Raw genomic sequence first — 26,332 nt, forward strand, 5'->3', positions numbered from 1 at the left:
CGGGACGTTCGTTCTGGGTAGGTTCGCGTTTACCGGTTGGTGGTGTGCCTGCGTTAAGATTCGCGCAATCGGGGGATAATGCCTTGCAATTGACCAGCATCGATTTGTTCAGCGGCGCCGGAGGCCTGAGCCTTGGGCTGGAGCGGGCCGGCTTCACTTCGGTAATGGCGCTGGACATGAACAAGGACGCTTGCGCCACCTACAAGATGGCAATGCCCCACGCCGAGGTTCTCAATCGGTCGGTGATGGATGTGGACTTCACCCATTGGCGTGGCGTTGACCTCGTCGCTGGTGGTCCTCCTTGCCAACCATTCTCGAACGGTGGCAAGCGGCTCGCGGCTCAAGATGCACGGGATATGCTGCCTCAGTTCGTCCGCGCCGTGAGGGAAGCACGTCCTCGCGCCTTCCTCATGGAGAATGTGGCTGGCCTTCTTGCGCCGCGGAACTGCGAATACCTCGACGAGGTGCTCGCAATGTTTCCGGAGGAATACACAGTCGTTGGGCCGCAGCTGATCAATGCTGCCGACTATGGCGTGCCGCAGAAGCGCATGCGCGTCATGATCATCGGCTTTCTCGGGAAGCGCTTCGAGTTCCCGAAAGCCACACATGGTGTCGGTTCCTATGTCCCGGCGGGCAGTGTGATCAGTCGCGACAAGCTTCAGGGCGAGGCAAACGGTTCGAAGGTGATGTACGCCAAGACGCCGGATCTCCGAGTCAGTCCGTATGCTGGCCAGCTGTTCAATGGTGGTGGGCGCGCCATCAATTTGGCAGTGCCGGCGCCGACGATCTTGGCCTCAGCCGGGGGCAACAAGACGCATTTCATCGACGAGCTGGAACAGGTGCCGAACTATCATCGTCACCTGCTTGGCGGCGGCAAGCCTCGGTCTGGTGCCCTGGAGGGCGGACGTCGCCTATCCGTGCTAGAATCCGCTCTGATCCAGACGTTCCCGAAGGACATGGTCTTCGCCGGGTCCAAGAGCTCGCAGTACACGCAGGTCGGAAACGCAGTGCCACCGAGGCTGGCAGAGGTCGTCGGCGCGTCAATCGCCAGCGCTCTCCACTAACCCCTCGTCCTTCAGCGCTTCGACGAAGGCATTGGTCCGGCTGGTGTCCGGCTGGTAGCGGTCGAGGTATTCGTAGAGCCGCTGCAGGGCCTCGGCTCGTTGCGGCCGGGTGAGTATCGCCACCACGACCTCGACGACTTGGCGGGTGTCGAGGACCGAGACGTCCTCCGAGACGCCACCAAGAGCCGTGTCGACATCGCCGCGATCGCCCTCGGGGCGTCTGGCGACGATATGGAGCCGCGACAGGTCGTTGTCCTTGATCGTTTTCGTGCTGCCGGCGAGCTTGGTACGCCAGTCGTTGGCAGTGACTTCGAACGCCTCGAGGACACGATTTCCCGTCACGACCTGGACGTCGCCGGCGGCGAATGATGACCGGTCAGACGCGTTGAGGTTCTTGGTCTCGACCCGCGCACGGCCCTCGCCATGGTTCTCGATAGTGGCGTTGAGCAGCGCGGCGACGGTGAACTGGTCGAAGGCACCACCCGAGGACATGGCCAGCATCCTGTGCAGCAGCTTCACGACGCGAGCGAATGTCAGCGCACTGCGATTGAGTGCTGGCATCGGCAGCACGGGTCGCGAGGTGGCGGCCACCGAGGCGCAGGTGTATTGCAGCGCGAGCATCCGGTGGTCCTGATCGGCAGTGTTGGCCCACACCAGAAGCCGATCGAACGGAGGGACGTTGCCGCGGTTGAGGACGTCGGTGTTCTTGGCGATGTTCTGATAGGCGTCCTTGACGGCCGCGATGTGCCTCTCGACGAGGAAGGCGCCGAGTTGCTGGGCGACTGAGCGACCTCCCTGCTGGCGGCGCGTCAGGTCCATAGAGGCGTCGGCCAGGCCGTATCCCAGCTGGATCATGACCCCATCGCGATAGCTCGGACGGTTGTCCGCGAGCACGGCGTTGAGGTCTGCCACGACGGCAGCATCGAGGGTGGTCGCGGCGTTGCCGATGGCTGTCGCGCCCGACGATGGATCGGCGAGGTATCCATCGATCAGCCCGAAGATGTGGTCCCGCGCTGTCTCCGTCGTGCCCATGATTGCTCCTTTGCTTGCCCGTCCTGCGTATCCGCTATCGAAATCTGTGGCAACGCACCCGGCAATCCAAAGGGAAACCGCGCATGTTCTCGCTCTGTTTCTGGGAGCGATGGTAGAACTATTGCATGCGAATCAATCTTTCCGACCAGACGGTCGACGCTCTTGCTCTTGTCATCTCAGGTGGCTCGCAGAACGACCCAACGCCGTCGATAGGCTTGTATCGAGCCGGCTGGCAGCTGGTCGAGTTCTTCAAGCCGTTCAAGGTCATCGTCGACCTCTCCACGCACTCTCGCCTGCCGGCGACGAAATCGTCGCTGCAGTACATGTGCTTCCTCGACGATCAGGCCGACCTGAAGAAGGTGGTCGAGCGCGCAGCGGATCCCCGGGACTTCATCGGGGATGAAGAGCGCCACGTGCGGGTTATGGATTACCTCAATCGTTTCCTAGCCTACGACAACCTGAAGCTCGAGATGGTCGGCCATGTCGTCAGGCTTTCGGAGATCACCGCCAAGGCGGGCGTGGTGACCGCTTTCAGCGCCGCGGCCGAGGACCTCGACTTCGACACGGTGAATCGGGACCTCGATCGAGCGCTAAAGAGCGCAGAGGAGGACCCCGAGGACGCGGTGACGGCGGCATGTTCGGTGATCGAGAGCGTATGCCGATCGATCCTCATTGAGCTTGGTCTGGAGTTGCCGGCCAAGCAAGACATTAGCGGGCTCTATCGGGCGGTCCGCGAGCCGCTCGGTTTGTCGCCCACGAAGGACGGAGTTCCTGACCTGATCGCCGACGATGTGCGGAACGTGCTGTCGGGGTTGGTCACCGCCGTGCAGGGCATCGGCGCTTTGAGGACGCATGGCGGGGACGCCCACGGACGCGAGCGAGGGTTCAAGCGGGTCGATGCGCGGATAGCCAGGTTGGCAATCCATTCGGCGAGCGCCGTGGCGCTGTTCCTGCTGGAGACTTGGAAACTGCGCTTCCCCGACAAGGCGCTGCCTAAGCGGGACTAAGCAGAATGCCGCAGTCGCCTCTTGCCTTCGCGGATCATGTTCGAAATCGTCCGGGGCCCGAGCCAGCCCCAGCGCTCGCATGCCGCCAGATAGCCATGAGAGGCCGCGATCTTAGCGACTTTCTCCGGCGTTGGGGTGACGTGAACGGCGAGGGTCCAATCGATACCGCGGGGTTTCTTCGAGCGGATGTCCGCCATTCTGGTTGAGGCGCTAAAGTCGATTATCGCGCTGACGCTTTCCCTGTCCAACCACCATGCGCCGTCGCAGCGTTCGATTGCCGGCACGACCGACATTGCCAACGCCGCCTTTGCCTCAGATATCAATGACTGATCATGCGACATCAGCCGGCACTTTGAGTGCACTTACACGTCCATCAACATCTCGACTGCCGCCTTGGAAACACACGGATAACCGCCTATCCGCGAGGCTATAGGGGGAAGGGTTGGAGTGAAGATAGCGGCTTCGTCGAAGATTTTGGTCGTTGAAGTGGGGGAGATAGTGCTCTGAAAATGATAACTAATTTGGGATGCTGGCGATTTGCAGATCAGTGTGAACCGCTGGCAGGTCGTGGGCAGGTTGCAAGCCGCGTCAAATGCCTGAACCTCATTGCGTCGTCTGAACTGCAAGTCGACACTGCAGGGTCAATAGGCCTGCGCCAAGGTGTAATCGGCAGACGCGACGCTAATGTCGCCGTTCTGACAACCGGCAAAAATGTGATCGTTCACTGAATTGGGCATTCTAATGACCGTACGGCGGCAAAGAGGGTTCCAGGCTGTTAACATCCTCCGATGCGATTTATGTGGCTCCTACGTCGATCCTAAGCAGTGTTTCCCTTCGGTCAAATGTCCACAGCGTCCATCTGCATTGCTCCAGCTCGGACACTCGCATTTTTGCTTAAGGTTTTGAATTTGCTTGTTCTTTTCTGATTTGATTCGGAGAATACATGCCCAGAATTCGATTCGTGAGGATGAGATGAGTAAGAAACGCAAGGGCCGCTCGGGCGGCGGCTTTGTACAGGTATTCAATTACATGATGGAAAGCGCGGCCTGGAAGGACTTGTCGGTCGGAGCCCGTGCGACTTACGTGGAGCTCAAAAAGCTCTACAACGGCGCTAACAATGGGCGCCTGGGTTTCGGTTCCCGTGGTGCCGCCAACGTTCTGGGCAAGAGCAAATCCATGGCCAATAGGTACCTCAAGGAGCTGGAGGACCATGGCTTTATCGTGCGCCAGCGGGAAAGTTCTTATTATCAGACACGGATGACGGTGGAATGGTGTTTGACCGAGGAGCGGAACGACGTAACTGGCGAAACACCCACCCGTCTTTTTCGCAATTGGCCGAACATCGAAAATCAAAGGCCAGTCCCATCAGTGGCTCGACCAGTCCCACCAGTGGGACAGAAAAAGGAAATTCCAGCGAGTTCGGCCTCACATAGTCCCACCAGTGGGACTAAAACGACAAATGATGGCGGGCAACAGTCCCACCTGTGGGACGCATCTACATCTAAGCCAGAGGGGGGTGCGGTTCTGGGATGGTCAGTGCCGGCGTTGACTCGTCAAGTGCGCCGGATCTGTGAGACTACCGCGAACGCACCTGAGGACTCCCGCTCCGCTTCTGCGAAGGCCGTCGCCGTGGCCCAGAACATTTACCACGACCTGACGGAGGACCCGCTATTGCAATGCGTCGGTCGGGTGTTCCCGGGGGCGAGGTTCGTTTTGACGAAGGCGGATATCGAGGATCGGCTGAGCAAATTGGAAGCCGCCTGATCTCAACACTGCTGTGCCGCAAAGTTAGGCAGGCTGGCTCAGGGGTGGATGCCCGTCGAGTGCCGTCCTATGGGCCTGCCATACAATAGATGACGCAACGATGGGTGGACTCCCGCATCGAAGCCTTTCGTAGCATAGCAAGGGCGATGATGAGGGGTCTGGAGAGGAATTGGCAATGAGTTCGTTGTCGCAACGAGATGTTGCCCAAATAAGCGTGGACGAGGCCATCAATTGGTGGGACCGCAATCCCGCAGAAATTAGAAGGCCGGATGGCAGTGCGCTGCACAAACTGGTGGAGGCTTGGGTTGCCGGCGTTGTTGTCTCACCCAACACGGCCAGCACGGCTGCTGGTCGTGAGTTTATGTCCTCCCTGATCATGGGTGGACCGCAGGTCTTTCTTGTCCAACATGATTGGTCGGCGGCCATGCGACAGGACATTGACCTCCGCACGGTCGAGCCACGTTTGCCTTTCGAGCTGGTCGCGTATGAATTCGATATTTCAGGGCACCGCGTCATCCATATCGAACATCAGGAGAGGGGTTCGCTGGTCGCGGTGCATGCCGGTCAACACTGGTGCGCTTTTCCTCTCTGGACAGCGTATACGCCGCCCAAGACCCGCGAGGTCGGCCTCAACTCAATATTCCAAATCACGACCGAGATGGTCAGAGCCATCACCATTCTCTTGGAGTCGGATGTGCTGTTGGCCCAGCGTATCGAGGCTGCTCCTGCGTTGAACCGGTCTCGGGCTCGATCAAAGAAGCTCCCCATTTTTGACCACCACGTTTTGCACATCGCGATAGCCAGGCCGAAGTCGGCGATTGATGCCGAAGCGGGGATATCAGGGGGCAGGTCTGGGGTGAGGCTTCACTTCCGTCGTGGCCATTATCGACGCGTAGAAGGTGGCTCTACATGGATACGGTGGACGCTTGTCGGGGATCCGGATTTGGGTTTCGTAGAGAAGACCTATCGGCTATAGAGCCATTTCCAGCGAAATGTCCGCGGACAAGTCCGTAAACATTCTAGTTGGCAGGGCAGGCCCGTACTGCGGCCAAACAAGGGTAAAGTCGGGAACTTCTTCGTGAGCATGTTACGAAGATGTAGCGCTATGTAGCGCTACACCCTGCTACGCAGCGGACCTTGGCTGTAGCAATTGCGGCAGTTTCAGGTGGCCATCGTTGTCGACATAGAGCAAGCTCGCATGGCGTAGTGCGTCTACCACCTGGGTGACGACTTCTATCTGCATTTCCTCCAACCCGGGCAGGAGGGGGACTTCCAGCTCATCGACCGCCACCTCCTCGACCAGTTGCTGATGAATTACTTCAAAAATGAACTCGACATCCACGGCACTCACGCCCTCGACGTCAGGCATGTGCAGCCCCGGCCTCTTGTGGTTTTGGACTGTCAGGTTGAGGGCGTGCTGCAGTCCAGCCGCGCGCTTATGGGCTTCGTGAAGTCGGCTGTCAGCGGTCGCCAGCGCCTTCTCCAGTTCATGTTTCTGATCTCTAAGGGCTTCAAGCTCGCTGATCATCATCTGCAACTTCTCCTGCAGGTTATCGAACTGGCCCTGCAAGTCGTCTGCATAGCCAATAGCCTCCGCAGCGCTAGCGTCCGCCTGGGAAATCCGCTTTGTGGCTATCTCGGCTTGATCAGAGATCTGTCTATTGGCCTCGACCTGCATTGCTGACCACAATTGCAGGACAAGACTTTCGGCCTTGGCGAATAATTCTGGCGGCATGGTTTTATTCGAGGCAGCTTCCTGCTCGATGTGTTCTCGCCGTTCCCGGAGCATTCTCGAGATGTCGGTCCATGACCCTGCGCCGAGTTTATCGCGGATATTACGACACGTGGGTTTCAACCCGGCTTTCTCGATCGCCTCGTATGCGTCGTTGAAGGTTTGCTGATCCATCGTTGAACTACTCTTTTGCATCGTTGGCGGACATGCGGGGCAATCAAGTAGATGCCTGTGGTCGCCGAAACTCATCATCCACCACACGGCATCACCCGATTTCAGGAATTCGGGCAAACGGCGATGACAATCAGCGGCGAGCATTTGGTCTGCCCTGCGCCGGATACGGTGACGGCGACCATACTCCTTGGAAATGGAGCACGGACGATGCGGATCGCCCGGAGGCGATCCGATCCATCCAGCATCTTGCTGACTAAATAACGTCCGCAGCTGCCTCGTCTTCCATTTCACCCTGCTTGGATTTGAGTGCGTAGAGCACGTCATAGATGAAGAACCCATCCTCTAGCGCGCGTCGCTCAATGTCGTCGACCATTTGCCTCAGTTCTTCGTTAGAGGTGGTCAACGACAACGGCACGGCTTCCCAACCGCTTTGTTCGAGCCAGTCGTAGGCGTCGAGGACGTCGTCTACTGTCCACCAATCTCCGAGATCCATGATCTCTTTGATCTCGTCGGCCGCCTCCTGGGCATCGTCTGACAGCGTGCCCTCCGATGTGTCGGCATTTTCGAGCACGTCATGGCCGGCGTGCACCCGAGCGAGCAGAGGACCAATCTCGAGGATCATTGCCTCGATCGCATCTTCGTTCGTCCGCACCCATGTGTTGGAAGGTGCGCGAGAAGTCCACTGGATCTCCACGCCGCGCTGGGCAGCCTTATTTTCTATCCAGCTGTTGCTGGGGAGGGACCTCACGTCGCACTCTCCGGCCCCATCGGCTTCCAGAACAATCACAATCTCCCCACTAAAGGAGTTGCCCCCGAGCAACTGAGGGGGGATACTGGTGGAGCAGGAGACGAATTCGCCGTCATTCACGTCAAAGTTAATCATTTTTTGCCTCGTTGAGCTGTATCAGTGGCACCAGGTCCGTGCGCATAATCACGGTGGACCCGGCGAGATCATCGACAGAAATCGTGAGGCTTCAGGTCTGCAACATGACGTGCATGTCGGCAGGCTTGCGCCCTTGAATTTTCGAAAGATCAGCCGCCTTCGCGGCAGGTAACGATCAGCCGCTTTCGCGGCAGGTAGCTCGGCTTGATGCCATAGTGGCGGGCCAAGATCAGTGTCAGCCGCTCTCGCGGCAGGTGGGCTGCTGGAGGTCAGAAGACCCGGAGCCGTATTCGCTAGTTCGACTTGTCCACGAAGCTTTCAATAATTTCGCGGGCGGTAACTTCACTGACAAAAGGTGACGGACGATCGGCACCCCGGAGAAGGCGATATAGGTGCCACCTGATCGCCAGCATGTCGCGAAGCACTGTCAGGTAGAACTTCGCGTCGGCCTGTCCTTCGTCTCCTCTTCTAATTGCACCGATCAGCGTCGGGATGACTTTCGCTTCCTGCTCATGCAGCAGTTCCACGGCTTCGGCGATGGCCTGCGCTGGAAGCATCAGCTCTGACCCATAGCCGACCGGCGGGACTGGAGTTCTTTGGCAACCCTTCTAGGCACTTCCTGTAAATTTGGTATCGCACCGGTTCTGTAGTGGGCTGGCATCTGGCCAACGAGGCCGGTTTCTGTCCAGATGGAGAGCGCGAGATTGGTGCCGGCCTCATTGGCAGGCAGCCTCCTGTCGCTCTGCCCGGCAGCAAGGAAGAAGACGTAGGGTTCGTCGGATCCATCCTCAAACAAGATCTCAAAGGTCTCCTGGTTGTTCTGCTCCGACCAGACGCCGAAGCTGATCACCGCGAATTGGGCGGCAATCATCTCAGGCACGTCCTTTGTGTGTGGCCATGGAACGAGCAGCCTGGCCGCGCCAGCATTCCACGTCAGATAACAGAATCCTTCTCGGGCGAACTGGGTCGACCAGAAGTTGGTCTGAGAGATGAGTTGGCCTCTGTTGCCGACTGTGATGAAGCGATTGTTGAAGTTTTCCATTTTATGCCCCGGTAAGCTCGAAAAATTCTCCCAGTTCCTCAATTGCATTGTCGCGCTCGAGGATTTTGAGAGCTTCAGCCTCGTGGACTAACTGCGGCCCTTCGTCACTGACGGTGTCGTAGCGCAGGCCCTTCATAATCGCCTTCATCGTGTCACTCCAAGTGTGAATAAGCGGCTTATTCCATATTGCTTGAGATTTGTCGACGCCTCATGCTAGTCGACGTTAACGGATTATTTCGTGGGGGCTTTGGAGCGGTGCGACGTTGGCTTGAAATCGCCCGGGAGGGGAAACAACTGATGCTTGCCTCGACGGATCAGGTTGGTGTGCTCAGTTACCGTTCCGATGTCGCCTCTCGCCTTGGTGTCGGGAGAGGCACGCTACACAATTACATTGAGGCGCTGAGTTTTATAGAAAGCTTGCAGGATACGGCTCCGGACCTGGCCGCCGCCTTGGAAACTTTTTCCGCTGCAGCGGTGGCCGTCTATGAACGATGGTGGCGTCGTGATGCGGACACTGTTCGACGCCACATAGAACAAGCAGTGAAATTGGGGTGGTCCGCTCGAAAGGTCATTTCGGACGAGGCAAGGGCCAGATTGGCGGTTCGCCCACGGTCAATGCTCGAGAGTGCCCTTGAGCAAAGGAATGACAAACGCGCCTGGGAAACCAGCGCTGTGATCCGTGAGGCTTTTCGACGAGCAGGCGCAAGGGTCCCGGATATTATGCGGCTAGACGTCGAGAAAAACGGTTCGGCTCTCTCAAGTGCCCTCGGGGCTGAACAGCTTCTGGTCGATCGCGAGATCGAGGCCCAAAAATCACTTGAGATCGCGGTATTCGAGGCAGGGGCAGGGGAGACAAGACGTGCTCACATCCGCAACGCTCGAAATCTACTGGCTCGTGCAACGATTGCTGCATCAGCGCATACTCTATCCCTTATTCTGGTGGAGGATGTCCTCGCTGTGTCAGAGTTTGGCAAAGCGCTGCCTGCCTTCGAGGAGTTTCAAATTGACGGGTCATCGTCATCGCTGATTGGCTTTGAACTACTACCCGGGGCGATCGTGATCCTCGCCAATGCAGATGAGTTTGTTCACGGCTGGAGCGGTGGCGGCGAAACAATGTGGCATCGGGTCTAACTGCCGACCGTTGGTTCCGATCAGCCTTCCTCGAAACCACGTGTGGCTAGTGCAGACGGTCGGGAACGCGCCCCATTCCGGTCATTCAACCGGCCTTTTCGACCTCCCGAAAGCGGTCGGTCCGCTCTGGTCGAGACAGTGGCAATAACGGGGTGGTTTGCAGACTGCCGGCTATTCTGCGCCAGCGCCAGCTTTGCGCCACAAGCGGTCGCTGCCCGAGGTGCTAGTGCAGAGGCTAGCGTCCGCCTTCTCCTCGCTTTAGTATCGCCCGGCTGTGCGCGGTCTAGAAGGACGAGGGTAGAAAAAGCCCCAGAACCGTAGGGGGCGTTCCCCCACCGCAACAGCGTGATATCCTGCAGCAATGCTTGGGAACTGAGCTTGGAGCTTGGCTATGCTCAAAATAAACTTTGTCGACGACAGGGAAGCTCCGCCCAACAGCGAGCAGTTCGCCGCCGATTGGCGAATTGCGCAGATCGAACGCCTGCAATTGGGCCGCGAAGATTGGTGGTTCGACACCTTTGGCCACCCGTCCTTCGGTTCGACGATCGCGTTGCTGGGTCGCCCAGATCGAATTGGGTTGCTGCTGAAAAACGCCACGTGGCCAAAGTGCGCTCGGGGTTCGTCTCTGGCTATCGTGCATGTCGACTGGCATTGGCTTGAGGAACAACTCAGCAGCTTCGCCGAAGACTTCGCGTTCACCGCCGCTACGACCCGCACGGTCATCGCCCTGTTCATGACCGGGGACGTGCGAAAAGCCGCCGATGCTACTGGCATCTCCTACGAGACTGCGCGCGAGTATCTGGAAAAGGCACGCACCCTTGTCGGGGCCAGCAACCTGCAGCGGCTCGTCACGATTATGGGCATGGGACTTGGTCGTACCGGCGAGGTGGCCGAGGAGAGCGATCAGTTTCTCGCGGTTGCTTATGATGTGTCCGAACGGCAAATGCGGATCGCCGGGATGATCGCCAATGGCGACACGCGTGCGGAGGTTGCCGTTGCGCTCGGGATATCAGAGGCGCTGGTGAAGAAGGAGATGGCTGTCATCTACGCGGCTCTGGACGTTTCGACAGCGCCAGCTCTGGCGAGATCGATAATCGAGATTCGCCTGCTGGCGATCGCTGCATCGCTTGGCAAAGACACCGACCGGTTCCCGGAGGCGGCACACCGTACCTTGTCGGTTATGTCCCGCGACGGCCGCCCGATCGCAGCGAGTGACTACGGGCCACGACATGCGGCACCGGTTCTGGTTCTCCACAGCAGCATGACCAGCCGACCCATCAATCGCGCGCTCGTCGAAGCCCTGCAGAATGGTGGCTTTCGTCCGATATCCATGGACCGACCCGGATTCGGTGAAACTCCAGTGCCACCGGACTGCAAAGGCGAGGCCTATTTCGCACTAGCGGCCGAGGACGTCGTCGACCTGTGCACTAGGATGAAATGGAAGCGCATTGCGATCGTTACGCGCGGTGCCGCCCAAGTCGTTCTGGCCCTGCACGAGGCGGCGCCGGATCTGATCGAAGGAGCGGTGGTGACGAATCCCGACCCGGATGCGGCGTCGAGCTTGCGTCGATCGGGCTTTCTGGCCACCATGAAGCGCAACTTCGTCAAGCGCCCATGGGCTGTGGCGCTCATGGCTAGATGGTTCGCGCAATCCCTGACCTATGAGCGGGTTTCGGACAACGTCATGCGATCGACGGCAGGCTGCCCGTCCGATCGCGAGGTCATGGCAAGGCCAGAGCAGATGGCGGACTACTACCGGTCGCTCTCGAGCTTCCGGCAAGGTCGCTTGGACGGCTTCGTCACGGAACAGACGGCTTTGGCGACGATCGGACGCCCAGGGCCAAGCCATGGCACCGATCAGTTCACTCTGTTGGTCGGCGAGCACGACAGCATCCATGATCCCGGCGAAACCCTGGAATACTGGCGACAGGTGCTTCCTGATGCACGCGTCGAGATGATCGAGGGAGCTGGCCGGTTCATGACGTACAGCCATGCCGATGTCGTGGTCGCCGCGTTGACCGCACGACTTCGGAAGATCATCACGCGAGGTGCAGCATGACCATTGTCCGCAACAAGATGTTCGATCTGATGCTCGAGGTCCTGCCCTCCCTCCGGCCCATGCGAACGGCCTTCGTCGCAAAATGGACGAGCAACTCGAGCAACCACTTCAACGCGCCGGACGATCTGCCCGAGTACCTGCTGCTCGGCGACCTAGGGCGATGGCTCATCGATCGCCTGAAAGCGGGCGATGTCGAAGACGTTAGGCTCGCCCTCACCGTGGTCGAGACCTGGCTCCTGGAAGGCGACCACTACGTCCAGGAGGCGGCCACGATCGGCTTTATCGAGACGCTTCAGAACAACATCGAGGACGACGACACACGCCTACGCTTCTTCGATCTGTTCGGTCCTGAGGGGCAGCACTGGTGGAATAAACTCGACCGGTTCTGGACAAAGGGCGAGCACCTCGTCGACGAGCGGAAACTGCCAGTTGAGAAGCAAGCGACTTGGACGATCGACCAGGTGGTGAACATCCCGCTCTGGCGGGCGAACCGCAAACCGAGCGGAGCAGACGACTGATGCCGCGATCACCGATTTCCCTCATTAGGGACAATACCCCCCAAATGGATACGGCAAGCGTGGCATCGCGCGATATCGTGCGGGTGCATGGGAAATTCCGTGAGGGAACGATTGAAGTGACGTGTCGGAAGAACTGTATGAGCGCGCTGCTCGGCGTGATGATGTCGTCCATTGTGGTGCACCCGGTCCAGGCAGCCTGGTTCACGGAGGACTATCTCGATTTCGGCGAGTTCTCTGCCGTCACCGACGACGAGCAGGGCAAGGTCGAGATGCATATCTCCTGCAGCCTCCACTATCCCGATCACGTGGGTATCACGATCTTCACCGGCGAGACCTACGACCCGGAGACGAGCTACGCGGACGAGGTCCCGATCAGCGTGATCGCCAGCGACCAGCAACAGCCCGTCGCCTACGGCACGTTCGAAGAGCGCAATGGTGAGCTGGTCGTCGTGTCCGACACCTTCCGTGACGACATTTTGGCGCTGGTCATCGGTGCCATGGCGACGAGCACGTCCACCATCGCCGTACAGTTCTTCACACGGGACTATCGGTTCTCGCCGGATGATCTCGATACCGCGCTCGTCTACCTGTTCGAGAGCTGCACATGACCGGAATGCCCTCCAAGATCGCTGTGCTGCCAATCCTGCTGATAATGTCGGGAGGCGTTGTCCAAGCCGCCCCCGAGGACGATTACGTGGCCTTGATGACCGCACTCGAGATCGACAAGGCCTGCATCGCCCTCAAGTACATGGAGTTCACCGCAGTCCGCGGCATTGCTCAGCGATATCTGGAAAGCACGTCTCAGCACGTTCAGAGCCTGGATGGCCGACTGTCGCCCGCAGACTACGACGCTTGGCGCGTCGGGCTCGACGAACAGGCGCGCACTGCCGCGACTGCAGCGGGGTGCACGCAGGCGGCGATGAGCCATGTTCTCACCGCCAAGGCCGCGGCCTCGGATCAGCTCTACCAGGGGTTGCTGCTTGCCTTCCATTTCGACAGCCTCTCCGATTTCGACCGCATCCCGCTGGATGGGCACAAGAAGCAGACGGCGATGGGCTACGAAGCCTATCTGCGCCAGCTGTACGGTCAGAGCTTCGACGCCTTCGCCCAACGGCAGCGGGATGCCGTGGTCCAGATGATTCCGGTCGAAGATCCGGGACTATCAACGTGGTCTTGGTCGCCCGATGCAGAGCAGCACGCCGGCACGCTTTGGGATCTCCAGATCCGCGCAGCTGCTGCGATGAGCGCCGTTCAGTTCGAGGTGACGGCCGAGGCGAACGGGTACTTCGTCCGGCCATATTTCGTCACCGAGGTTATGGTCGTCCCGTCGCTGGTGCGTCCCGAGATAGAGGGCTCGTTGCCGATCATCCGGGGACCGAGCTATCAGTTGATCAAGGATGGCGATGAACTGGTCGAACTCTACTCGGTTGCAGCGATGCTGCCCGACCGCCGCATAGGGCTCTTGTTCTACGGCGACACGGCAACCAAGCACATGCAGTCCCCGACCGTCCGGCTCTATGTACCCCAGCAACCGTACCCTGATGGCACGAGTGGCATCACGGCTTTCAACAACGCTTCGTTCCGCGACAATGCCCTCGTCTTCGAAGGCAACTGGGCTTCGGATGGCTGCATGGGCGCACCATGCTACGACTTCCCGGTCGAGGCTACAGACGCCCTGGTGGCCGATCCGGCGGGAACGTATGCCGAGCTGTTCGTCTCGTTCACGCCGAACGACCAGCCGCCCCCGTTCGACGAGACCGGCCGCGAGCGCTTCGACAGTCAGTGGATGCTCTGGTGGGCCGACAGCGTCGGAGCGCAGAGATGACGAACTCTCGCCTACAGGCCGCTCTGCTGGTCATGTTTTTTTCCTCGCCGGTCGCGGCACAGGACACGACCTGGACGCCACTGGCGTTCTCGGGCGACAACGCGGTCTTCGTCCTCGGCGGCCCAGAAACCCGAGAGGGCACCAGGGAGATCTCGCTCGCCGTAGTACCATCCGAAGACTCCTTGGGCTTCGGCGACGACATTGGCTACTTCGTGAACTTCTACGCGGTGCACTGCTCCGAACGAAAGTCGCGCAACCATACCGTTCACGTGTACGGACCCGATGGAAACATCGTTTCTCAGCGTAACCTCGACCATTCGGCGGAACCAGTTCCGGCTGATGGCAGCGCGATGGATCTGGCAGTTCGGCTCAAATGCTTCGCTGACCCACCGTCCGTCACGGGTGGGGTCGACCAAAGTCGTTTGATGGAAACGGCAAATGCCCTGCGTGGCGGCACGGGTGGCTAGGGTGCTGAACGTCACAATGAAAGCGCCTTTGCACGCACTCTCCCTGGTCATGCTTCCCTTTGGCCTTTTGACGCCCACGTGGGCAGTTGAGCCGATCTCGCTCGACGCGATCGACACCGTCTGCCTCAAGTCGGTGCTCCGGGATTGCAAGGTGCTGACGGCTGGCTACCTCAATGTCGATTGGGGCGACGACGAAGGGGCGCCAATGCTCGCATGGCAGACGCAATCCGGCTTCACGCCCGAGGCCGGCGTACTCGGCGGCTTCGTGCTGCTTCAACATGTTGACGGGAACTGGGTGCGCTTGGACGCCGGTTTCGACGGCTGGCGCTTCTTCCCACCGCGTCTCAGTCAGGATGGGCTGTTGCATCTACCGGGCTATACCGGTGGCACGGGCCGTTACAACGCCGATCGTCTCTACCAATGGAACGATACCGAGTGGGAGCCGATCGACACCAAGACCTGGCTGAAGACCGTATCGGAGCAGCTGCCGGCCGATCGCGAGATATGGAAGGGCGTACAGTACGACTTTGACAACCCATGGTCGCAGCTTGTGGCTCGCACTGCCCTATGGCGCGGTGAGGATGGAAACTGCTGCCCCACCGGAGGCAATGCCGAGATACTCTTATCCATCGTCGACGGTCGCCTGACGGTCGATCGCGTGAACTACGTGCCAGCCGCGGAAAAACTCGCGCCTCCCTCAGAGGAAGTGCAATGAAGAAGTGGGAGAACACATGCGCCGCGAAACAAGAGCATTGAAGTCGGCTCTGATTGCCGGGGTGTTGGCGATGTCGGTCGCTGGGCCGGCACAGGCCCAGTTCGAGACCGATCCGGAGTTCCAGGAAGTGTTCTGGTGCTATCTGGCATTGGGCATGCTGCCGGATTTCTACGAGCTGAACGAGGACGAGACATTCGTTGCCGAAAGGGGCTACGATTACTTCGGCGGCTTGCAGTACCACCTGAACGTGAAATACGGCATCGGCGACGAGAACTATCGGGCGCTCCTCGAACGTCACATGCCGGTCATCGCTGGGGAGCTGATGACCAAGCCGTACCAGGAAAGCGGCTACATGATGATCGACCGCTGCTTCTCCCGCGCTCTGGAGCACATCGAGACCGAAAACTGACCATCCGGCAAGGGGTGCTGGACCAAGTCGTGAATTGATGGCGTCGGGAGAGCGCGACGCACTTGCAACCGATGGCGGCAATGTGCAGCAGTTTCACCGCACAATAGCTGGCCACAATAAATCGAACACCGGAGCGCCGCGAAAGGACTAGGCGACGTCCGTTTCGGGCCAAAAGCGGGTGCTTGTGGCAGCTTATGCGAACGGCCAAATGGGGGGCGACATCGGCCTGGCAGAGACGCGCCCCATTCCGGCCGTTCAACGAAACGTCGCGTGCTCCCAAAAGCGGACACCGCCGGACCGCTGGCTCAACGACCAGATGGGGGTGGAATGCTGACAGGCTGCTTTGGAATGTCCGCATTACGAAAACTGACGTCTCGTATCGACGAATTCTGGAGCCAACCTGCGTTTTAGATCGACTTAATGCCGACCCGCTCCTCAAGTTTAGCTGCCGTTTCTTTACGCTCGCTGTAGCGGGAGGTCAGGTAGCCGGAAACGCCGCGATTGATCAGCGTGACCTTCACCAGCTCTTCCATGACGTCGACAACCTGTCGTAATACGACGACGGTCTCATGCGTCCGTCGTCGTCGAACTCCTGGAAGGCCTTGGCCACCGACGACTGGTTCGGGATGGTGACCATCCGCATCCACCGGCCCAGGATACGCATCTGGTTCACGGCGTTGAAGGACTGGGACCCGCCCGACACCTGCATGACTGCCAAGGTTCTACCTTGCGTGGGGCGGATGGCGCCTCCCGGTAGCGGTATCCAGTCGATCTGCGCCTTCATCACTGCGCTCATGGCACCGTGTCGCTCGGGCGACGTCCAGACCTGCCCCTCCGACCACAGCATGGCCTCACGCAGTTCCTGCACCTTGGGGTGAGTGTCCGGTGCGTCGTTCGGCAGCGGCAAGCCGTTAGCGTGAAAGACCCGGACCTCGGCGCCGAACGCTTCGAGCAGCCGCTGCCCTTCAAGGGTCAGGAACCGGGAATAGGAGCGCTCCCGCAGCGAGCCGTAGAGCATCAGGATGCGTGGCTTGTGCTGCAGGTTCGGAGCATTGAGACGAGAGAAATCTGGAACTTCGAGAGCGGCCGGTACGACGTTGGGTAGATCAGACAAGCCGGCTCCCTTCTGCATTGATGATGACCTCGCCGTCCTCTTTGGTGAACGGGCCGATCTCAGGGTTTTCGAGGATGTCGAGCACGACCTCGGAGGGGCGGCATAGGCGCGTGCCTCTCGGGGTCACCACAAAGGGACGGTTGAGCAGGATTGGCTGTTCCGCGATCGCGTCGAGCAAATCATCGTCGGTCCTGGTGGGGTCAGCCAATCCGAGTTCATCGAAGGGTGTATCCTTCTTTCGAAGCGCCTCGCGCACAGTGAGCCCGGCATCGCGGATCAGCCGGGTGACGGTGGCCCGGTCGGGCGGGGTCTTGAGGTATTCGATCACCGCGGGCTCGACGCCGCTCTGGCGGATCATCGCCAAGGTGTTGCGAGACGTGCCGCAGTCGGGGTTGTGATAGATGGTGACGCTCATTCGGCGGCCCTCGCTTCGGTGGTGCGGCTGACGGCTGCACCGCGTTCGTACCAGCCCTTGGTGCGGTTCACGATCCAGACCACCGAGAGCATCACCGGCACTTCCACCAGCACGCCGACAACGGTGGCAAGCGCTGCGCCGGAATTGAAGCCGAACAGGCTGATGGCGGCGGCAACTGCCAGCTCGAAGAAGTTCGAGGCACCGATCAGGGCGGACGGTCCCGCAACGCAGTGCTGCTCCCCCGACACCCGGTTCAGCAGGTAGGCGAGGCCGGAGTTGAAGTAAACCTGGATCAGGATCGGCACCGCCAGCAGCAGGATGACCGTGGGCTGGGCGATGATCTGTTCGCCCTGGAAGCCGAAGAGCATGACGAGGGTCAGCAGCAATGAGGCAATGGAGATCGGCTGCAGGACTGCAAGCGCCCGGTTCATCTTGTCGATCCCGCCGTTGGCCAGCAGCCAGCGGCGGTAGAGCTGTGCGGCGATCACCGGCACGACGATATAAAGCCCGACCGAGAGCAGCAGCGTGTCCCAGGGGACGGTGATAGCGGAGAGACCGAGCAGCAGGCCGACGATGGGGGCGAAGGCTATCACCATGATGGCGTCGTTCAGCGCCACCTGCGACAGGGTGAAGTGCGGCTCGCCCCGGGTCAGGTTGGACCACACGAATACCATGGCGGTACAGGGTGCAGCGGCAAGGATGATAAGGCCGGCTATGTAGCTGTCGATCTGCGTTTCCGGCAGCAGCGGGCGGAACAGCCAGCCGATGAAAAGCCAGCCCAACAATGCCATGGAGAACGGTTTGATGGCCCAGTTGATGAACAGGGTGACGCCGATACCGCGCCAGTAGGCGCCGACCTGGCGCAGCGACATGAAGTCGATGCGCACCAGCATGGGGATGATCATCAGCCAGATCAGGACCGCCATCGGCAGGTTGACCCGCGCATATTCGAGAGCGGCCAAGCCCTCGAAGAACGAAGGCAGGAAATGGCCGGCGGCGACCCCGACAATGATGCAGATGGCGACCCAAAGGGTCAGGTAGCGTTCGAAGATGGACACGGGGTCAGGTCTTTCGGATAAGCTTGCCGTTGAGACCGGCAGACTCGGCGACGGTGTTGAAGATGGTGCCGTATTTGCGTACGTTCGTGTGCAGCAGTTCCAGCCTCTGGTCGGACTCGTCACTGTCGACCGTCAGGACGTAATCGACCGAGATGATGCGCGGCGGAGCATCCTGGCGCTTGGCCTCAAGGCTCACCTCCACCCCGCGAAGCTCGAACTTCAGCATCGGGCTGACCCGCTCGATGCCCTTGAGCATGCAGGCGGCTATCGAGGCGAGAAACAACTCGGCCGGATTGAAGGCGTCCGGGCGTCCCGCAAGGGCGGTGTCGATAACCAATTCCGCCTCCTTGCAGGTGGCGAGGCTGCCATTGGCGTCGACCCGCCTTGCGTGAACCTTGTATTCAAGCATCAGGCCGCCCCTTTGTCCGATCCGGTGGAGCCATCCATGGCGCCAATGCCTTGCAGCCTCGAGGTGAGCGACATCCGATCGATGGTCGCCAGCGGCAGGTTCATGAAGGCCGCGATGCGGTTGCGCAGGTAGCGCAAGGCGTCGTCGAACGCAGCCTCCTTCTTGAAGTCGGGGCCCTCGACTGCGGCGGGGTCCTCGATGCCCCAGTGCGCCGTCACCGGATGTCCCGGCCAGACCGGGCAGGCTTCGCCGGCGGCGTTGTCACAGACGGTAAAGACGAAGTCCATCTTCGGCGCGTCAGGCGTCGCGAACTCGTCCCATGCCTTCGAGCGCAGGCCGTCGGTGGAGATTCCCGCCTTGCGCAGCGTCTGCAGGGTCAGGGGATGCACCGCACCCTTGGGCGTCGAGCCGGCCGAAAACCCGCGGAAGCGATCACCACCCACATGGTTGATCAGGGCTTCCCCTAGGATCGATCGAGCCGAGTTTCCGGTGCAGAGGAACAGGAGGTTGTAGACGCGATCAGCAGGCATTCTTTCCCTCCGAAGGGGTGGTGCAGCATAGGGTGAATTCGGCGACGAGCGGCTCACACAGTTCCGGACGACCACCGCAGCAGTCCTGGACCAGGAAGCTGGTGAGTTCGCGGACGCGGTCGAGGACGGCGCGATAGATGATGGAGCGGCTGTGACGCTCCGACTCGACCAGCCCGGCGCGCGCAAGGATCGCCAGGTGCGAGGACATCGTGTTCTGCGGTACCTCCAGGCGGCGCGCGATCTCGCCGGCCGGAAGCCCCGCCGGCTCGTGCTCCATAAGGAGACGGAACGTTTCGAGGCGTGTCGGTTGCGAAAGCGCAGCGAAGATTTCGATAGCGTAATTTGATTCCATATATCGAGGATTATGGATTTATGGGCCAGTGTCAAGATGTGGACATTCCACGTTTCGTGGAGTGCCTTGGCAGCTTTCAGTACTTAGATGCGACAGCCCAAATGGCAGAATGGGGTCGAGACCTGCCGATCCCCAACGCGCCCCATTCCGGTCGTTCCAAGCGCCTTCGTTATTCCCCGGAAGCGGACATACCCGACACTGCAGGGGCTAAGTCTAAGCTTCAGCCTGCGGCAGAAGTAGGCGGTCGCTAAGGCCCTGAATCGTGCTGAGCAGCTGCAGTATCTCTTTTCGCCATTCTTCATATGATTCATCTGACTTGGCCGACTCAGCGTGGGCTTGGCACAAGCGTCGCAGCGAACGAACGCTCGAGGTGAAACTATCGAAGTCCGTCGATGAGCCGCTGTTGGCCTTGAGGTAGTCGATAAATGTTTCGAGCCCCTTCAACGGTATCGGTGCACCGGTGCTTCTTGAGCCAGAGGCGACCTTTTGAAGCTCGCCCAGCGTCCTATACCAACCGTCAACCGCCCTTCCGCGAAGTTCATTGTCGACACGCCCGCCGGCCAGCACGGTGGTCAACACATGGAAGAGCGTCGGAGCCTGGTCGTGCCAACGGTCCAGAACCGAAACGGCCACTTGAACGATCGCGCGTTCTGATCTTGCTTCTCCCGCAATCGTGACTATTCGCCCGACGACCACGTTGGGCACTTCTGCGGCGACGGCGTATTGAAGCTGCCTGAGCTCGGCAACATTGACGGGCCACCACTGACTGAACTCCTGAACCCGATAGAAGCCGATTATGTCCAGTTTCCGCGGGCCATTCTTTACTTCCTGCAACTTGAACTCGACCAAGCAGAACGACGCGAACACTTCGCCGGTACCGGTCTCAGAGAAATCGCGCGCAGGGTCTATCAATGTCGCGATGGCGCGGCTCGTCGGTTTATCCTTGAGCAGCGATATGATGCGGTTGAGCTGATCGAAGTTGCCGTTGTAGTTCCGAAGCCGCGATCCATGTGGGAAGGGGAATGTCACCACATTCTTGGGGTTGGGCAGCTGCCACCAGGCCACAATATCCTGCAGCCATTTCGTCCGGTCTTCACCGGGCATTTCGGAAGTCAGCGGAAAACCTTCTGGGAGAGGCAGGCGCACATCAGGGTTCAGGTCGAGATCGGCAATGATGATGCCGCCGGCCGCCTTGCCCGAAGCCGCCTCAACGACGCGTTCGTAAACTTCGGTGATGTCGGTACCGGTGATCATGACCGGCGCGCTTTCGTCATGGCGAGGTTGGCTCAGCTTCAACGAGACGCATGCGCTCCAGTCAGGTTCGAGGCCCTGAGCGGTCACGCTGAGCATTTCCACCTCGACCGATGGGTTATGCGGCAGACCCTTCAGATGAACGAGACGCATGGCGTCCCGGTGTTGCGAGTTATCGAATGTCGCGCCGGAGATCACGGCAAGCCGATGCGGCACATCCTCGCCGTCAGCATAGATGTCTTCGTAGGTCAGTGCGGTCTCGTGCTTGTGTCCATGTAGCAGCGCGACAAAATCCTGCTCACGAAGAAAAGTACGTACATGCTCCTGGTTGGTGATGCTCTCGAAGGTCTTGAGTTCTTCGCGCAAGGACGGAGCCCTCAGATGATGGTGCATCATCGCAATGCGCAGCTGGCGAGGAGACGAGAGATCCGACCTCAACATGGTCCGCAATGCCTCGAGTTGTTCAGGCGAAACGCGCGGAACATCATGGACCCGCAGGGCATCCAACTGTCTCGCCAACTTTTCTTGCAATTGATCATCTGCTGGCGCTGCCAGCACCGGGAGCCTGTCCCAGATGGTCGCAAGTTCGTCCGGAAAGCTCACCTCTGTCTGACACCAGTTGCTGGAGTTTATCGGGACGATCTTCCAGCTCTTGTCTGTCGCCTCGAGAACGTGTGGATTTCGGCCGTTCGATTCATGATCGCCGTCGAGCCAAGGTATTACGCACCCTTCGGCGCCCCAGGCTTCGAGGAAAGCCTTATAGCGGATGGCCGAGGACGGTGGCGATTTTCGCGGCACATCGTGGTTGCCCGGCGTCGCGACTATGTTGCCTCGACTGACGCCATGAGGCGCCAGATGCTTCAGAATTGCCGCAAGCAGCTCGGCATGCCCGCCATCCTCACCCCGAAATTGCGCGTCACCCGAAAAAAGGACGCCGTCCAGTTTCTGGTTGGTAGACTCCAGACGTTCCGCAACCATAGCCAGCAATCGGTCGACGGCAGCCTCGCGCGTGTCCTGCGTTACCCCGGGTAGCGCAGTCTTGATATCTCTGGTCCGGAGTTCCGTGGTTGCTGCGCGAAGATGGGTATCCGTCAGATGCAGGAAAGTCGCGGAAGATGCCAAGGCTCAATCCTTTACGTAAAAGGCGCGGCTACCGAGAAACCGACGACGGTCCTGAAGCAGTGCATTCACATCCAGTGATAGCTCTCGTGCCTTGGCGATTGACCAGAGCATGATGTCGACATTGGCGGTCTTGGCTAAGGCCAGGAAGTCTTCGAGATGGTCGATCTTCTCGCAGGCATCGGCGAAGCGGCCGGCGGCGTCGGTGAGACGCTCGAGTGTCGCGCTCCTTCTGTCTGAGGGAATGGCCCCGATCTCCTGATCCAGGTGTTGGCTCAACGCGTTGGCTGCGCTCAGCGAAACGAGGATCGCGTCGACCACGGTCTGGGCCTGCGACTTCTCTTCCGCATCACCGCGGGCCATTCGGCCAGCATATTTGGCGAAGTGCAGTCCGTAGTGCTTGAGGCGGTCAGCCCTGGGCAGGCAAACGATATCGGAGTGGTTTCGCCGGTCGTGGGCGAACTGCTCCCGTTGTTGCTCGAGCAAAAGCGCTGGATCGTCAAACGGCATGAATACCTCCATTCCTGCCGTCGTCACCGAGGCGACCGGCAGGGGCTTGAAACTTCAGTTGCGTAAGATTATCTTACCAGTACGTAAGGAGTTCATACCGATGACCCAGGAAGACGTCAAGGCAGCCCTTCTCGCCGTTCTCAATGATATCCAGACCGTCTGTGCTCTCCCCTCACCACATCTGGACGGCAGCGATGTGCCGTCGCAGGTCCTCCCAAAATTCGACAGCATCGTCTGGCCAGTCGCCACCTCCCGGTTGGCGAACGCACTGGATGTCGATATCCCCTCCGACGTCCACATTTTCGGCGGCAAGAACAAGAATCCCCCGCTTACCGTCGATCAGACCGTGGACCTCGTCATGAAGAAAAGTAAGCCGAAGGCCGCAGTTGCGGTCGCGGCGGAGTAAGCCATGCCAGACAACGACAAGCAAATCGTTATCGCCAATAGAATTAAGTCCGCCAGGCAACTTGCTGGCCTCAGTCAAGGCCAGGTAGCGAAGCTGATGAAATTGCATCGTCCTTCGATCAGCGAAATCGAAGCCGCCAATCGCAAGGTTAGTGCCGAAGAACTTGCACGTTTCGCCGAAATTTTCGACGTCAGCGTGTCTTATCTGATGGGCGAAGCGCCGGACGCCGTTGCCGAGAACGACGAGCGCCTCAAATTGGCCGCGCGTGAGTTGAGCAAGCTCTCGCCCGACGCCCTGAACGGCTTGTTGCGCGCACTCGCCGCGGTTCAAAGTGATCTGAATACGGGTAAGAAATGACCAACCGTCGCAGCCTCTTGCTGGAAGCCAATGAAGCGGCTGCGCGTCTACGTGAGGCCGCCGGATACGACGATCTCAGTCCGGTCGATATTTACCAGGTCGCCTCCGATGTCGGCGCCCGCGTCCTCTTTGTCGACCTCAGCATGGAAGGCATGTTCAGCCAAGGCACGCCGCCGAGAATCCTGTTGTCCAGTTTGAGACCCCTGGCGCGCCGGAATTTTACCTGTGCACATGAACTGGGGCACATGGTTTTCGATCACGGCTCCACCATCGACGAACTTTACGAGGACGACCGCCCGGAGTCTCATCAGCCCAACGAAATAATGGCGAATGGCTTTGCGGCATTCATGTTGATGCCGACCCTGGGTCTGCGCAGTGCGTTCGCGCGGCGCTTCATCTCGGCCGAAACCGCTAGTCCGGCGGAGATCCTGACAATCGCAACCGAGTTCGGGGTTGGCTATGAAACGCTCATCAACCACCTGCATTTCACGCTGAAGGACCTCAGTGAACCGCGCAAAACCCTCCTGCTGAAGTCCTCGCCCAAGGCAATACGCGAGCAGCTGTTCGGCCCCTCAGACGCCGTGTCGCTGGCCTTGGTGGACCTCAAGACGTCCGCACGCAATATCGACGTCGAAGTGGGCCACGCCATCTCCTTGCCGGCCGGTGCATCCGTGGCAGGAAATGCCATCAACCATGTCGGCGAATATCCCACCTTCCGCCTTTTCAGCGCCGTTGCCCCCGGTATCGCGAAAGCGTCATTCGCGGGCAAAATCATCAACATTCGCGTTGCGCGCTACCGCTTTGCCGGCCGCGCAATCTATCGTCACCTGGAGGAGACCGATGAGCAGGACGACTAAGCCGGAAGTTATCGAAGCTGACAATTTGTCTCTCGGTTGGGCCAAAATCCTGCTCAGGATCATGGAGCCCGGCGGTCACGCCATTTCACCCCTGATGTTTTCGCTGACGGGGTTCGACGCCGACGGCGCTCCGACAGAGACACCACAGATCAGGCAGGAGCTCGATGAATTCCTGACGGCGATCGGCAAGAAGGATGTGGAGAACGTTGCCTTCACCATCTTCCCGCAGCGGTACCTGACTTTGGCTGGGGGCGACCGACACCTGCTCTATCGCACCTATCTCGAGGCGTTTCCGCGCATAAAGGCGTTCAATCCGGCCCGGAACTCGCGCGGGCTGTATTTCCAGCGCCTGATCGACTATCACGATGACGGTAAGAGCAACCAACTTGAGTGGATGATCGAGCAATACAATGCCGGCCTGAAACGGCGGTCGATGTTCCAGGCGTCGATCTTTGATCCCTCTCGCGACCCGACGTCCCAGCCCTATATGGAATTCCCGTGCCTTCAGGGCATCAGCTTCACCTTCGATGACGACAAAAACCTGACCTTGAACGCTTTCTACGCGACACAGCAGATCATCCATAAGGGCTATGGGAATTATCTTGGGCTCAGCCGCTTGGGCGCGTTCATGGCCAAGGAGATGGGCGGTCGCAAGCTGGAGCGCTTGAACGTTTTTGTCGGCATTGCCAAGGCCGACAAGATCCCAAGCTCGGATGCCAATCTGCGGGCGCTGCTTGCAGCGATCAGAAATGCGAGCGAACAGGCTGTGGGTATCGAACCGGCGTGAGCACTTTCGATGTCGCCGCCTATGAAGCCACGCCTGTCTTCGAGGCCTACTGGCGTTTTGCCGCGGAGCGGCAGAACGTTCTCTATCGGCGTCTCGAAGGTTGGCATGGCCCATGGACGACCGATCCCATACTTGCGCGCTACCGCTTCACGAACGCTTTCCGCGCCAGCGATCGCGTAAGCCAATACCTTATCCGAAACGTGCAGTATGCAGCCGACCTCGACCCGGCGCCCGAGGAAGTCCTCTTTCGCACCCTTCTGTTCAAGATATTCAACCGGATCGAGACCTGGGAGACCCTGGTCGGGATACTGGGAACACCGACCTTGCGGTTTTTCGAACCAGAGGCCTACGATCGGGCACTCAGCGCCGAAATGGCCAGGAAGAACAGGGTCTACTCGGCTGCATACATCATGCCGCCCGTACAGACTTTCGGCCCCGGTGGCGCCAAACACACTGGTCACCTTCGCCTGCTCGACAGCATGCTCTCCAATGGCATCACGCACGCAGTGCAGGCCACAACGTCGTTGCAGGAGCTCTTCGCGCTGCTCAAGAGCTTTCCGTCTTTCGGTCCATTTCTGGCCTTTCAGCTCGCGATAGACATCAACTACTCTCGCCTGACCGCTCACCGGGAAAGCGAGTTCGTCGTTGCAGGTCCCGGCGCCATCGACGGGATCTCCCGGTGCTTTGGGCTTGAGGCCACTGCCCGGGCACAGGACATCATCATGTGGGTATTCGAAAACCAGGATCGTGAGTTCGAGAAGCGCGGAATTGAGTTTCATCGACTGGAGGGAAGACGACTGCAGCCGATCGACTGCCAAAACCTGTTCTGCGAAATCAGCAAGTATGCCCGGGTCGCTTTTCCGCAGATCCAAAGCATTTCGGGCAGAACCCGGATCAAGCAGTCCTATTCGATCAAAGGTCCGCTCCCGCCACTCTTTTTGCCACCCAAGTGGCGCGACGAGAACTAGGTCGACGCTCCAATAGTCACGGCGCCGACGGTATTATCCGTATGGCTGATTGAGACGAGCCAACTCGTGATGCCCAGGCTCTGCGCCTTGGCGGATGCGCCGCGGTGAAGTTTCACCGATGGCGAGCCATCAGGGGCAGTACGCAACTCGATGTCGGTCCAGGACATGCCGTCCTGCATGCCACCCAAAACCTTGAGAACCGCTTCCTTCACGGCCCAGCGGGCCGCGAGGCGATGCCAACGGTCGGCACCAGCTGCGGTGACTTCGAGTTCATGCGGTGTGAAGACCCTGCAGAGGGTATCGGGGTCGCTGTCTCCATAGAGGAGGCGAAAGCGTTCCAAGTCCACCAGGTCGAAACCCAGCCCGACCGGGTTCAT

Annotated in this window: 32 protein-coding genes and 1 pseudogene; 18 read left to right on the forward strand and 15 right to left on the reverse strand. The window is 59.5% G+C overall.

Annotated elements, in window-relative coordinates:
• Positions 1 to 89: 89 nt before the first annotated feature.
• Complete coding sequence (locus JEQ47_RS12770; RefSeq protein WP_198876763.1) at positions 90 to 1,064, forward strand: DNA cytosine methyltransferase; 975 nt, start codon at positions 90 to 92, stop codon at positions 1,062 to 1,064.
• Here JEQ47_RS12770 and JEQ47_RS12775 read toward each other — a convergent pair.
• On the reverse strand, positions 1,041 to 2,096 hold the full coding sequence (locus JEQ47_RS12775) for a hypothetical protein (RefSeq protein WP_198876764.1): 1,056 nt from the start codon (positions 2,094 to 2,096) through the stop codon (positions 1,041 to 1,043). The two genes, JEQ47_RS12770 and JEQ47_RS12775, sit on opposite strands and share 24 nt — an antisense overlap.
• Positions 2,097 to 2,221: 125 nt before the next feature.
• On the opposite strand from JEQ47_RS12775, the gene JEQ47_RS12780 reads away from it, so the two are divergent.
• The 4 genes from JEQ47_RS12780 to JEQ47_RS12795 all read left to right on the forward strand — a co-directional run bounded on the left by JEQ47_RS12780 (position 2,222) and on the right by JEQ47_RS12795 (position 5,843).
• Positions 2,222 to 3,103 (forward strand): abortive infection family protein, encoded by an 882-nt coding sequence (locus tag JEQ47_RS12780; RefSeq protein ID WP_198876765.1) that lies wholly within the window; start codon positions 2,222 to 2,224, stop codon positions 3,101 to 3,103.
• Between the two features lie 186 nt (positions 3,104 to 3,289).
• Entirely contained in the window at positions 3,290 to 3,433 is a 144-nt protein-coding gene (locus JEQ47_RS12785) for a hypothetical protein (protein WP_198876766.1), read from the forward strand.
• A 582-nt stretch (positions 3,434 to 4,015) separates the two neighbouring features.
• Entirely contained in the window at positions 4,016 to 4,867 is an 852-nt protein-coding gene (locus tag JEQ47_RS12790) for a hypothetical protein (protein WP_198876767.1), read from the forward strand.
• Positions 4,868 to 5,042: 175 nt separating this feature from the next.
• Complete coding sequence (locus JEQ47_RS12795) at positions 5,043 to 5,843, forward strand: hypothetical protein (protein WP_198876768.1); 801 nt, start codon at positions 5,043 to 5,045, stop codon at positions 5,841 to 5,843.
• 147 nt (positions 5,844 to 5,990) lie between these two features.
• Here JEQ47_RS12795 and JEQ47_RS12800 read toward each other — a convergent pair whose 3' ends face one another.
• The 5 genes from JEQ47_RS12800 to JEQ47_RS12820 form a co-directional block, all read right to left on the reverse strand.
• Entirely contained in the window at positions 5,991 to 6,917 is a 927-nt protein-coding gene (locus JEQ47_RS12800; RefSeq protein WP_198876769.1) for a DNA-binding protein, read from the reverse strand.
• Positions 6,918 to 7,026: 109 nt separating this feature from the next.
• Positions 7,027 to 7,656, reverse strand: a complete 630-nt coding sequence (locus JEQ47_RS12805; protein WP_198876770.1) for a hypothetical protein — start codon at positions 7,654 to 7,656, stop codon at positions 7,027 to 7,029.
• A 293-nt stretch (positions 7,657 to 7,949) separates the two neighbouring features.
• The gene (locus tag JEQ47_RS12810) at positions 7,950 to 8,213 is read right to left on the reverse strand and encodes a hypothetical protein (protein WP_198876771.1); all 264 of its coding nucleotides are present in this window, start codon (positions 8,211 to 8,213) and stop codon (positions 7,950 to 7,952) included.
• On the reverse strand, positions 8,213 to 8,698 hold the full coding sequence (locus tag JEQ47_RS12815; protein ID WP_198876772.1) for a hypothetical protein: 486 nt from the start codon (positions 8,696 to 8,698) through the stop codon (positions 8,213 to 8,215). Before JEQ47_RS12815 ends, JEQ47_RS12810 begins: the two co-directional genes overlap by 1 nt.
• 1 nt (position 8,699) lies before the next feature.
• The gene (locus tag JEQ47_RS12820) at positions 8,700 to 8,846 is read right to left on the reverse strand and encodes a hypothetical protein (protein WP_198876773.1); all 147 of its coding nucleotides are present in this window, start codon (positions 8,844 to 8,846) and stop codon (positions 8,700 to 8,702) included.
• Between the two features lie 62 nt (positions 8,847 to 8,908).
• Here JEQ47_RS12820 and JEQ47_RS12825 point away from each other — a divergent pair, with 62 nt between their 5' ends.
• The 8 genes from JEQ47_RS12825 (at position 8,909) to JEQ47_RS12860 (ending at position 15,822) form a co-directional block, all read left to right on the forward strand.
• On the forward strand, positions 8,909 to 9,829 hold the full coding sequence (locus JEQ47_RS12825; RefSeq protein WP_198876774.1) for a hypothetical protein: 921 nt from the start codon (positions 8,909 to 8,911) through the stop codon (positions 9,827 to 9,829).
• Between the two features lie 391 nt (positions 9,830 to 10,220).
• Positions 10,221 to 11,888, forward strand: a complete 1,668-nt coding sequence (locus JEQ47_RS12830; RefSeq protein ID WP_198876775.1) for an alpha/beta hydrolase — start codon at positions 10,221 to 10,223, stop codon at positions 11,886 to 11,888.
• The gene (locus JEQ47_RS12835; RefSeq protein ID WP_198876776.1) at positions 11,885 to 12,406 is read left to right on the forward strand and encodes a DUF7674 family protein; all 522 of its coding nucleotides are present in this window, start codon (positions 11,885 to 11,887) and stop codon (positions 12,404 to 12,406) included. Before JEQ47_RS12830 ends, JEQ47_RS12835 begins: the two co-directional genes overlap by 4 nt.
• Before the next feature lie 137 nt (positions 12,407 to 12,543).
• The gene (locus JEQ47_RS12840) at positions 12,544 to 13,014 is read left to right on the forward strand and encodes a hypothetical protein (RefSeq protein WP_198876777.1); all 471 of its coding nucleotides are present in this window, start codon (positions 12,544 to 12,546) and stop codon (positions 13,012 to 13,014) included.
• Positions 13,011 to 14,231: a hypothetical protein gene (locus tag JEQ47_RS12845; protein WP_198876778.1), complete on the forward strand. Its 1,221-nt coding sequence runs from the start codon at positions 13,011 to 13,013 to the stop codon at positions 14,229 to 14,231. Before JEQ47_RS12840 ends, JEQ47_RS12845 begins: the two co-directional genes overlap by 4 nt.
• Complete coding sequence (locus JEQ47_RS12850) at positions 14,228 to 14,698, forward strand: hypothetical protein (protein ID WP_198876779.1); 471 nt, start codon at positions 14,228 to 14,230, stop codon at positions 14,696 to 14,698. The genes JEQ47_RS12845 and JEQ47_RS12850 overlap by 4 nt, the downstream gene beginning before the upstream one ends.
• A gap of 16 nt (positions 14,699 to 14,714) precedes the next feature.
• Positions 14,715 to 15,413, forward strand: a complete 699-nt coding sequence (locus tag JEQ47_RS12855) for a hypothetical protein (protein ID WP_198876780.1) — start codon at positions 14,715 to 14,717, stop codon at positions 15,411 to 15,413.
• A gap of 16 nt (positions 15,414 to 15,429) precedes the next feature.
• Positions 15,430 to 15,822 carry a hypothetical protein gene (locus JEQ47_RS12860; protein WP_198876781.1) on the forward strand — a complete coding sequence of 131 codons (393 nt, stop codon included), beginning with the start codon at positions 15,430 to 15,432 and terminating at the stop codon, positions 15,820 to 15,822.
• A gap of 407 nt (positions 15,823 to 16,229) precedes the next feature.
• Here JEQ47_RS12860 and arsH read toward each other — a convergent pair.
• From arsH to JEQ47_RS12900, 8 genes and pseudogenes are all read right to left on the reverse strand, one after another.
• Positions 16,230 to 16,954 (reverse strand): annotated as a pseudogene (gene arsH / locus JEQ47_RS12865) (arsenical resistance protein ArsH).
• A complete protein-coding gene (gene arsC, locus JEQ47_RS12870; protein WP_198876782.1) occupies positions 16,929 to 17,351 on the reverse strand; it encodes an arsenate reductase (glutaredoxin) in 423 nt (140 codons plus the stop codon). The pseudogene arsH and the gene arsC overlap by 26 nt, the downstream one beginning before the upstream one ends.
• Entirely contained in the window at positions 17,348 to 18,409 is a 1,062-nt protein-coding gene (arsB, locus tag JEQ47_RS12875; RefSeq protein WP_198876783.1) for an ACR3 family arsenite efflux transporter, read from the reverse strand. Before arsB ends, arsC begins: the two co-directional genes overlap by 4 nt.
• Before the next feature lie 4 nt (positions 18,410 to 18,413).
• A complete protein-coding gene (locus JEQ47_RS12880) occupies positions 18,414 to 18,818 on the reverse strand; it encodes an OsmC family protein (protein ID WP_126148535.1) in 405 nt (134 codons plus the stop codon).
• Positions 18,818 to 19,348, reverse strand: coding sequence for an arsenate reductase ArsC (locus JEQ47_RS12885; RefSeq protein WP_126148534.1), 531 nt, complete (start codon positions 19,346 to 19,348; stop codon positions 18,818 to 18,820). The genes JEQ47_RS12880 and JEQ47_RS12885 overlap by 1 nt, the downstream gene beginning before the upstream one ends.
• Complete coding sequence (locus tag JEQ47_RS12890) at positions 19,338 to 19,700, reverse strand: ArsR/SmtB family transcription factor (protein ID WP_126148533.1); 363 nt, start codon at positions 19,698 to 19,700, stop codon at positions 19,338 to 19,340. Before JEQ47_RS12890 ends, JEQ47_RS12885 begins: the two co-directional genes overlap by 11 nt.
• A gap of 213 nt (positions 19,701 to 19,913) precedes the next feature.
• Positions 19,914 to 22,073, reverse strand: a complete 2,160-nt coding sequence (locus JEQ47_RS12895; protein ID WP_198876784.1) for a metallophosphoesterase — start codon at positions 22,071 to 22,073, stop codon at positions 19,914 to 19,916.
• A 3-nt stretch (positions 22,074 to 22,076) separates the two neighbouring features.
• Entirely contained in the window at positions 22,077 to 22,580 is a 504-nt protein-coding gene (locus JEQ47_RS12900) for a hypothetical protein (RefSeq protein WP_198876785.1), read from the reverse strand.
• Here JEQ47_RS12900 and JEQ47_RS12905 point away from each other — a divergent pair.
• Genes JEQ47_RS12905 through JEQ47_RS12925 form a run of 5 tightly spaced genes read left to right on the forward strand, consistent with a single transcriptional unit; the run spans position 22,579 to position 25,955 of the window.
• Positions 22,579 to 22,986, forward strand: a complete 408-nt coding sequence (locus tag JEQ47_RS12905; RefSeq protein WP_198876786.1) for a hypothetical protein — start codon at positions 22,579 to 22,581, stop codon at positions 22,984 to 22,986. The two genes, JEQ47_RS12900 and JEQ47_RS12905, sit on opposite strands and share 2 nt — an antisense overlap.
• A gap of 3 nt (positions 22,987 to 22,989) precedes the next feature.
• The gene (locus JEQ47_RS12910; protein WP_198876787.1) at positions 22,990 to 23,343 is read left to right on the forward strand and encodes a helix-turn-helix domain-containing protein; all 354 of its coding nucleotides are present in this window, start codon (positions 22,990 to 22,992) and stop codon (positions 23,341 to 23,343) included.
• Positions 23,340 to 24,200: an ImmA/IrrE family metallo-endopeptidase gene (locus JEQ47_RS12915; protein WP_198876788.1), complete on the forward strand. Its 861-nt coding sequence runs from the start codon at positions 23,340 to 23,342 to the stop codon at positions 24,198 to 24,200. The genes JEQ47_RS12910 and JEQ47_RS12915 overlap by 4 nt, the downstream gene beginning before the upstream one ends.
• On the forward strand, positions 24,184 to 24,987 hold the full coding sequence (locus tag JEQ47_RS12920; protein WP_198876789.1) for a thymidylate synthase family protein: 804 nt from the start codon (positions 24,184 to 24,186) through the stop codon (positions 24,985 to 24,987). Before JEQ47_RS12915 ends, JEQ47_RS12920 begins: the two co-directional genes overlap by 17 nt.
• Positions 24,984 to 25,955 carry a nucleotide kinase domain-containing protein gene (locus JEQ47_RS12925; protein WP_198876790.1) on the forward strand — a complete coding sequence of 324 codons (972 nt, stop codon included), beginning with the start codon at positions 24,984 to 24,986 and terminating at the stop codon, positions 25,953 to 25,955. Before JEQ47_RS12920 ends, JEQ47_RS12925 begins: the two co-directional genes overlap by 4 nt.
• Here JEQ47_RS12925 and JEQ47_RS12930 read toward each other — a convergent pair.
• Positions 25,952 to 26,332 carry a holo-ACP synthase gene (locus JEQ47_RS12930; RefSeq protein ID WP_198876791.1) on the reverse strand — a complete coding sequence of 127 codons (381 nt, stop codon included), beginning with the start codon at positions 26,330 to 26,332 and terminating at the stop codon, positions 25,952 to 25,954. The two genes, JEQ47_RS12925 and JEQ47_RS12930, sit on opposite strands and share 4 nt — an antisense overlap.

This window comes from Devosia sediminis, assembly GCF_016411825.1.
In the GTDB taxonomy this organism is placed as follows: Bacteria; Pseudomonadota; Alphaproteobacteria; order Rhizobiales; family Devosiaceae; genus Devosia; species Devosia sediminis.

Coding starts and splice junctions, on each gene's coding strand:
- JEQ47_RS12835 (WP_198876776.1), top strand. CDS start 11,885: ATGACCATTGTCCGCAACAAGATGTTCGATCTGATGCTCGAGGTCCTG.
- JEQ47_RS12910 (WP_198876787.1), top strand. CDS start 22,990: ATGCCAGACAACGACAAGCAAATCGTTATCGCCAATAGAATTAAGTCC.
- JEQ47_RS12825 (WP_198876774.1), top strand. CDS start 8,909: ATGCTAGTCGACGTTAACGGATTATTTCGTGGGGGCTTTGGAGCGGTG.
- JEQ47_RS12805 (WP_198876770.1), bottom strand. CDS start 7,656: ATGATTAACTTTGACGTGAATGACGGCGAATTCGTCTCCTGCTCCACC.
- JEQ47_RS12885 (WP_126148534.1), bottom strand. CDS start 19,348: ATGCCTGCTGATCGCGTCTACAACCTCCTGTTCCTCTGCACCGGAAAC.
- JEQ47_RS12850 (WP_198876779.1), top strand. CDS start 14,228: ATGACGAACTCTCGCCTACAGGCCGCTCTGCTGGTCATGTTTTTTTCC.
- JEQ47_RS12890 (WP_126148533.1), bottom strand. CDS start 19,700: ATGGAATCAAATTACGCTATCGAAATCTTCGCTGCGCTTTCGCAACCG.
- JEQ47_RS12840 (WP_198876777.1), top strand. CDS start 12,544: ATGAGCGCGCTGCTCGGCGTGATGATGTCGTCCATTGTGGTGCACCCG.
- JEQ47_RS12775 (WP_198876764.1), bottom strand. CDS start 2,096: ATGGGCACGACGGAGACAGCGCGGGACCACATCTTCGGGCTGATCGAT.
- JEQ47_RS12810 (WP_198876771.1), bottom strand. CDS start 8,213: ATGCTTCCAGCGCAGGCCATCGCCGAAGCCGTGGAACTGCTGCATGAG.
- JEQ47_RS12795 (WP_198876768.1), top strand. CDS start 5,043: ATGAGTTCGTTGTCGCAACGAGATGTTGCCCAAATAAGCGTGGACGAG.
- JEQ47_RS12800 (WP_198876769.1), bottom strand. CDS start 6,917: ATGCTCGCCGCTGATTGTCATCGCCGTTTGCCCGAATTCCTGAAATCG.
- JEQ47_RS12855 (WP_198876780.1), top strand. CDS start 14,715: ATGAAAGCGCCTTTGCACGCACTCTCCCTGGTCATGCTTCCCTTTGGC.
- JEQ47_RS12915 (WP_198876788.1), top strand. CDS start 23,340: ATGACCAACCGTCGCAGCCTCTTGCTGGAAGCCAATGAAGCGGCTGCG.
- JEQ47_RS12780 (WP_198876765.1), top strand. CDS start 2,222: ATGCGAATCAATCTTTCCGACCAGACGGTCGACGCTCTTGCTCTTGTC.
- JEQ47_RS12845 (WP_198876778.1), top strand. CDS start 13,011: ATGACCGGAATGCCCTCCAAGATCGCTGTGCTGCCAATCCTGCTGATA.
- JEQ47_RS12880 (WP_126148535.1), bottom strand. CDS start 18,818: ATGCTTGAATACAAGGTTCACGCAAGGCGGGTCGACGCCAATGGCAGC.
- JEQ47_RS12900 (WP_198876785.1), bottom strand. CDS start 22,580: ATGCCGTTTGACGATCCAGCGCTTTTGCTCGAGCAACAACGGGAGCAG.
- JEQ47_RS12830 (WP_198876775.1), top strand. CDS start 10,221: ATGCTCAAAATAAACTTTGTCGACGACAGGGAAGCTCCGCCCAACAGC.
- JEQ47_RS12820 (WP_198876773.1), bottom strand. CDS start 8,846: ATGAAGGCGATTATGAAGGGCCTGCGCTACGACACCGTCAGTGACGAA.
- JEQ47_RS12860 (WP_198876781.1), top strand. CDS start 15,430: ATGCGCCGCGAAACAAGAGCATTGAAGTCGGCTCTGATTGCCGGGGTG.
- JEQ47_RS12930 (WP_198876791.1), bottom strand. CDS start 26,332: ATGAACCCGGTCGGGCTGGGTTTCGACCTGGTGGACTTGGAACGCTTT.
- JEQ47_RS12815 (WP_198876772.1), bottom strand. CDS start 8,698: ATGGAAAACTTCAACAATCGCTTCATCACAGTCGGCAACAGAGGCCAA.
- arsC (WP_198876782.1), bottom strand. CDS start 17,351: ATGAGCGTCACCATCTATCACAACCCCGACTGCGGCACGTCTCGCAAC.
- JEQ47_RS12785 (WP_198876766.1), top strand. CDS start 3,290: ATGTCCGCCATTCTGGTTGAGGCGCTAAAGTCGATTATCGCGCTGACG.
- JEQ47_RS12905 (WP_198876786.1), top strand. CDS start 22,579: ATGAATACCTCCATTCCTGCCGTCGTCACCGAGGCGACCGGCAGGGGC.
- JEQ47_RS12920 (WP_198876789.1), top strand. CDS start 24,184: ATGAGCAGGACGACTAAGCCGGAAGTTATCGAAGCTGACAATTTGTCT.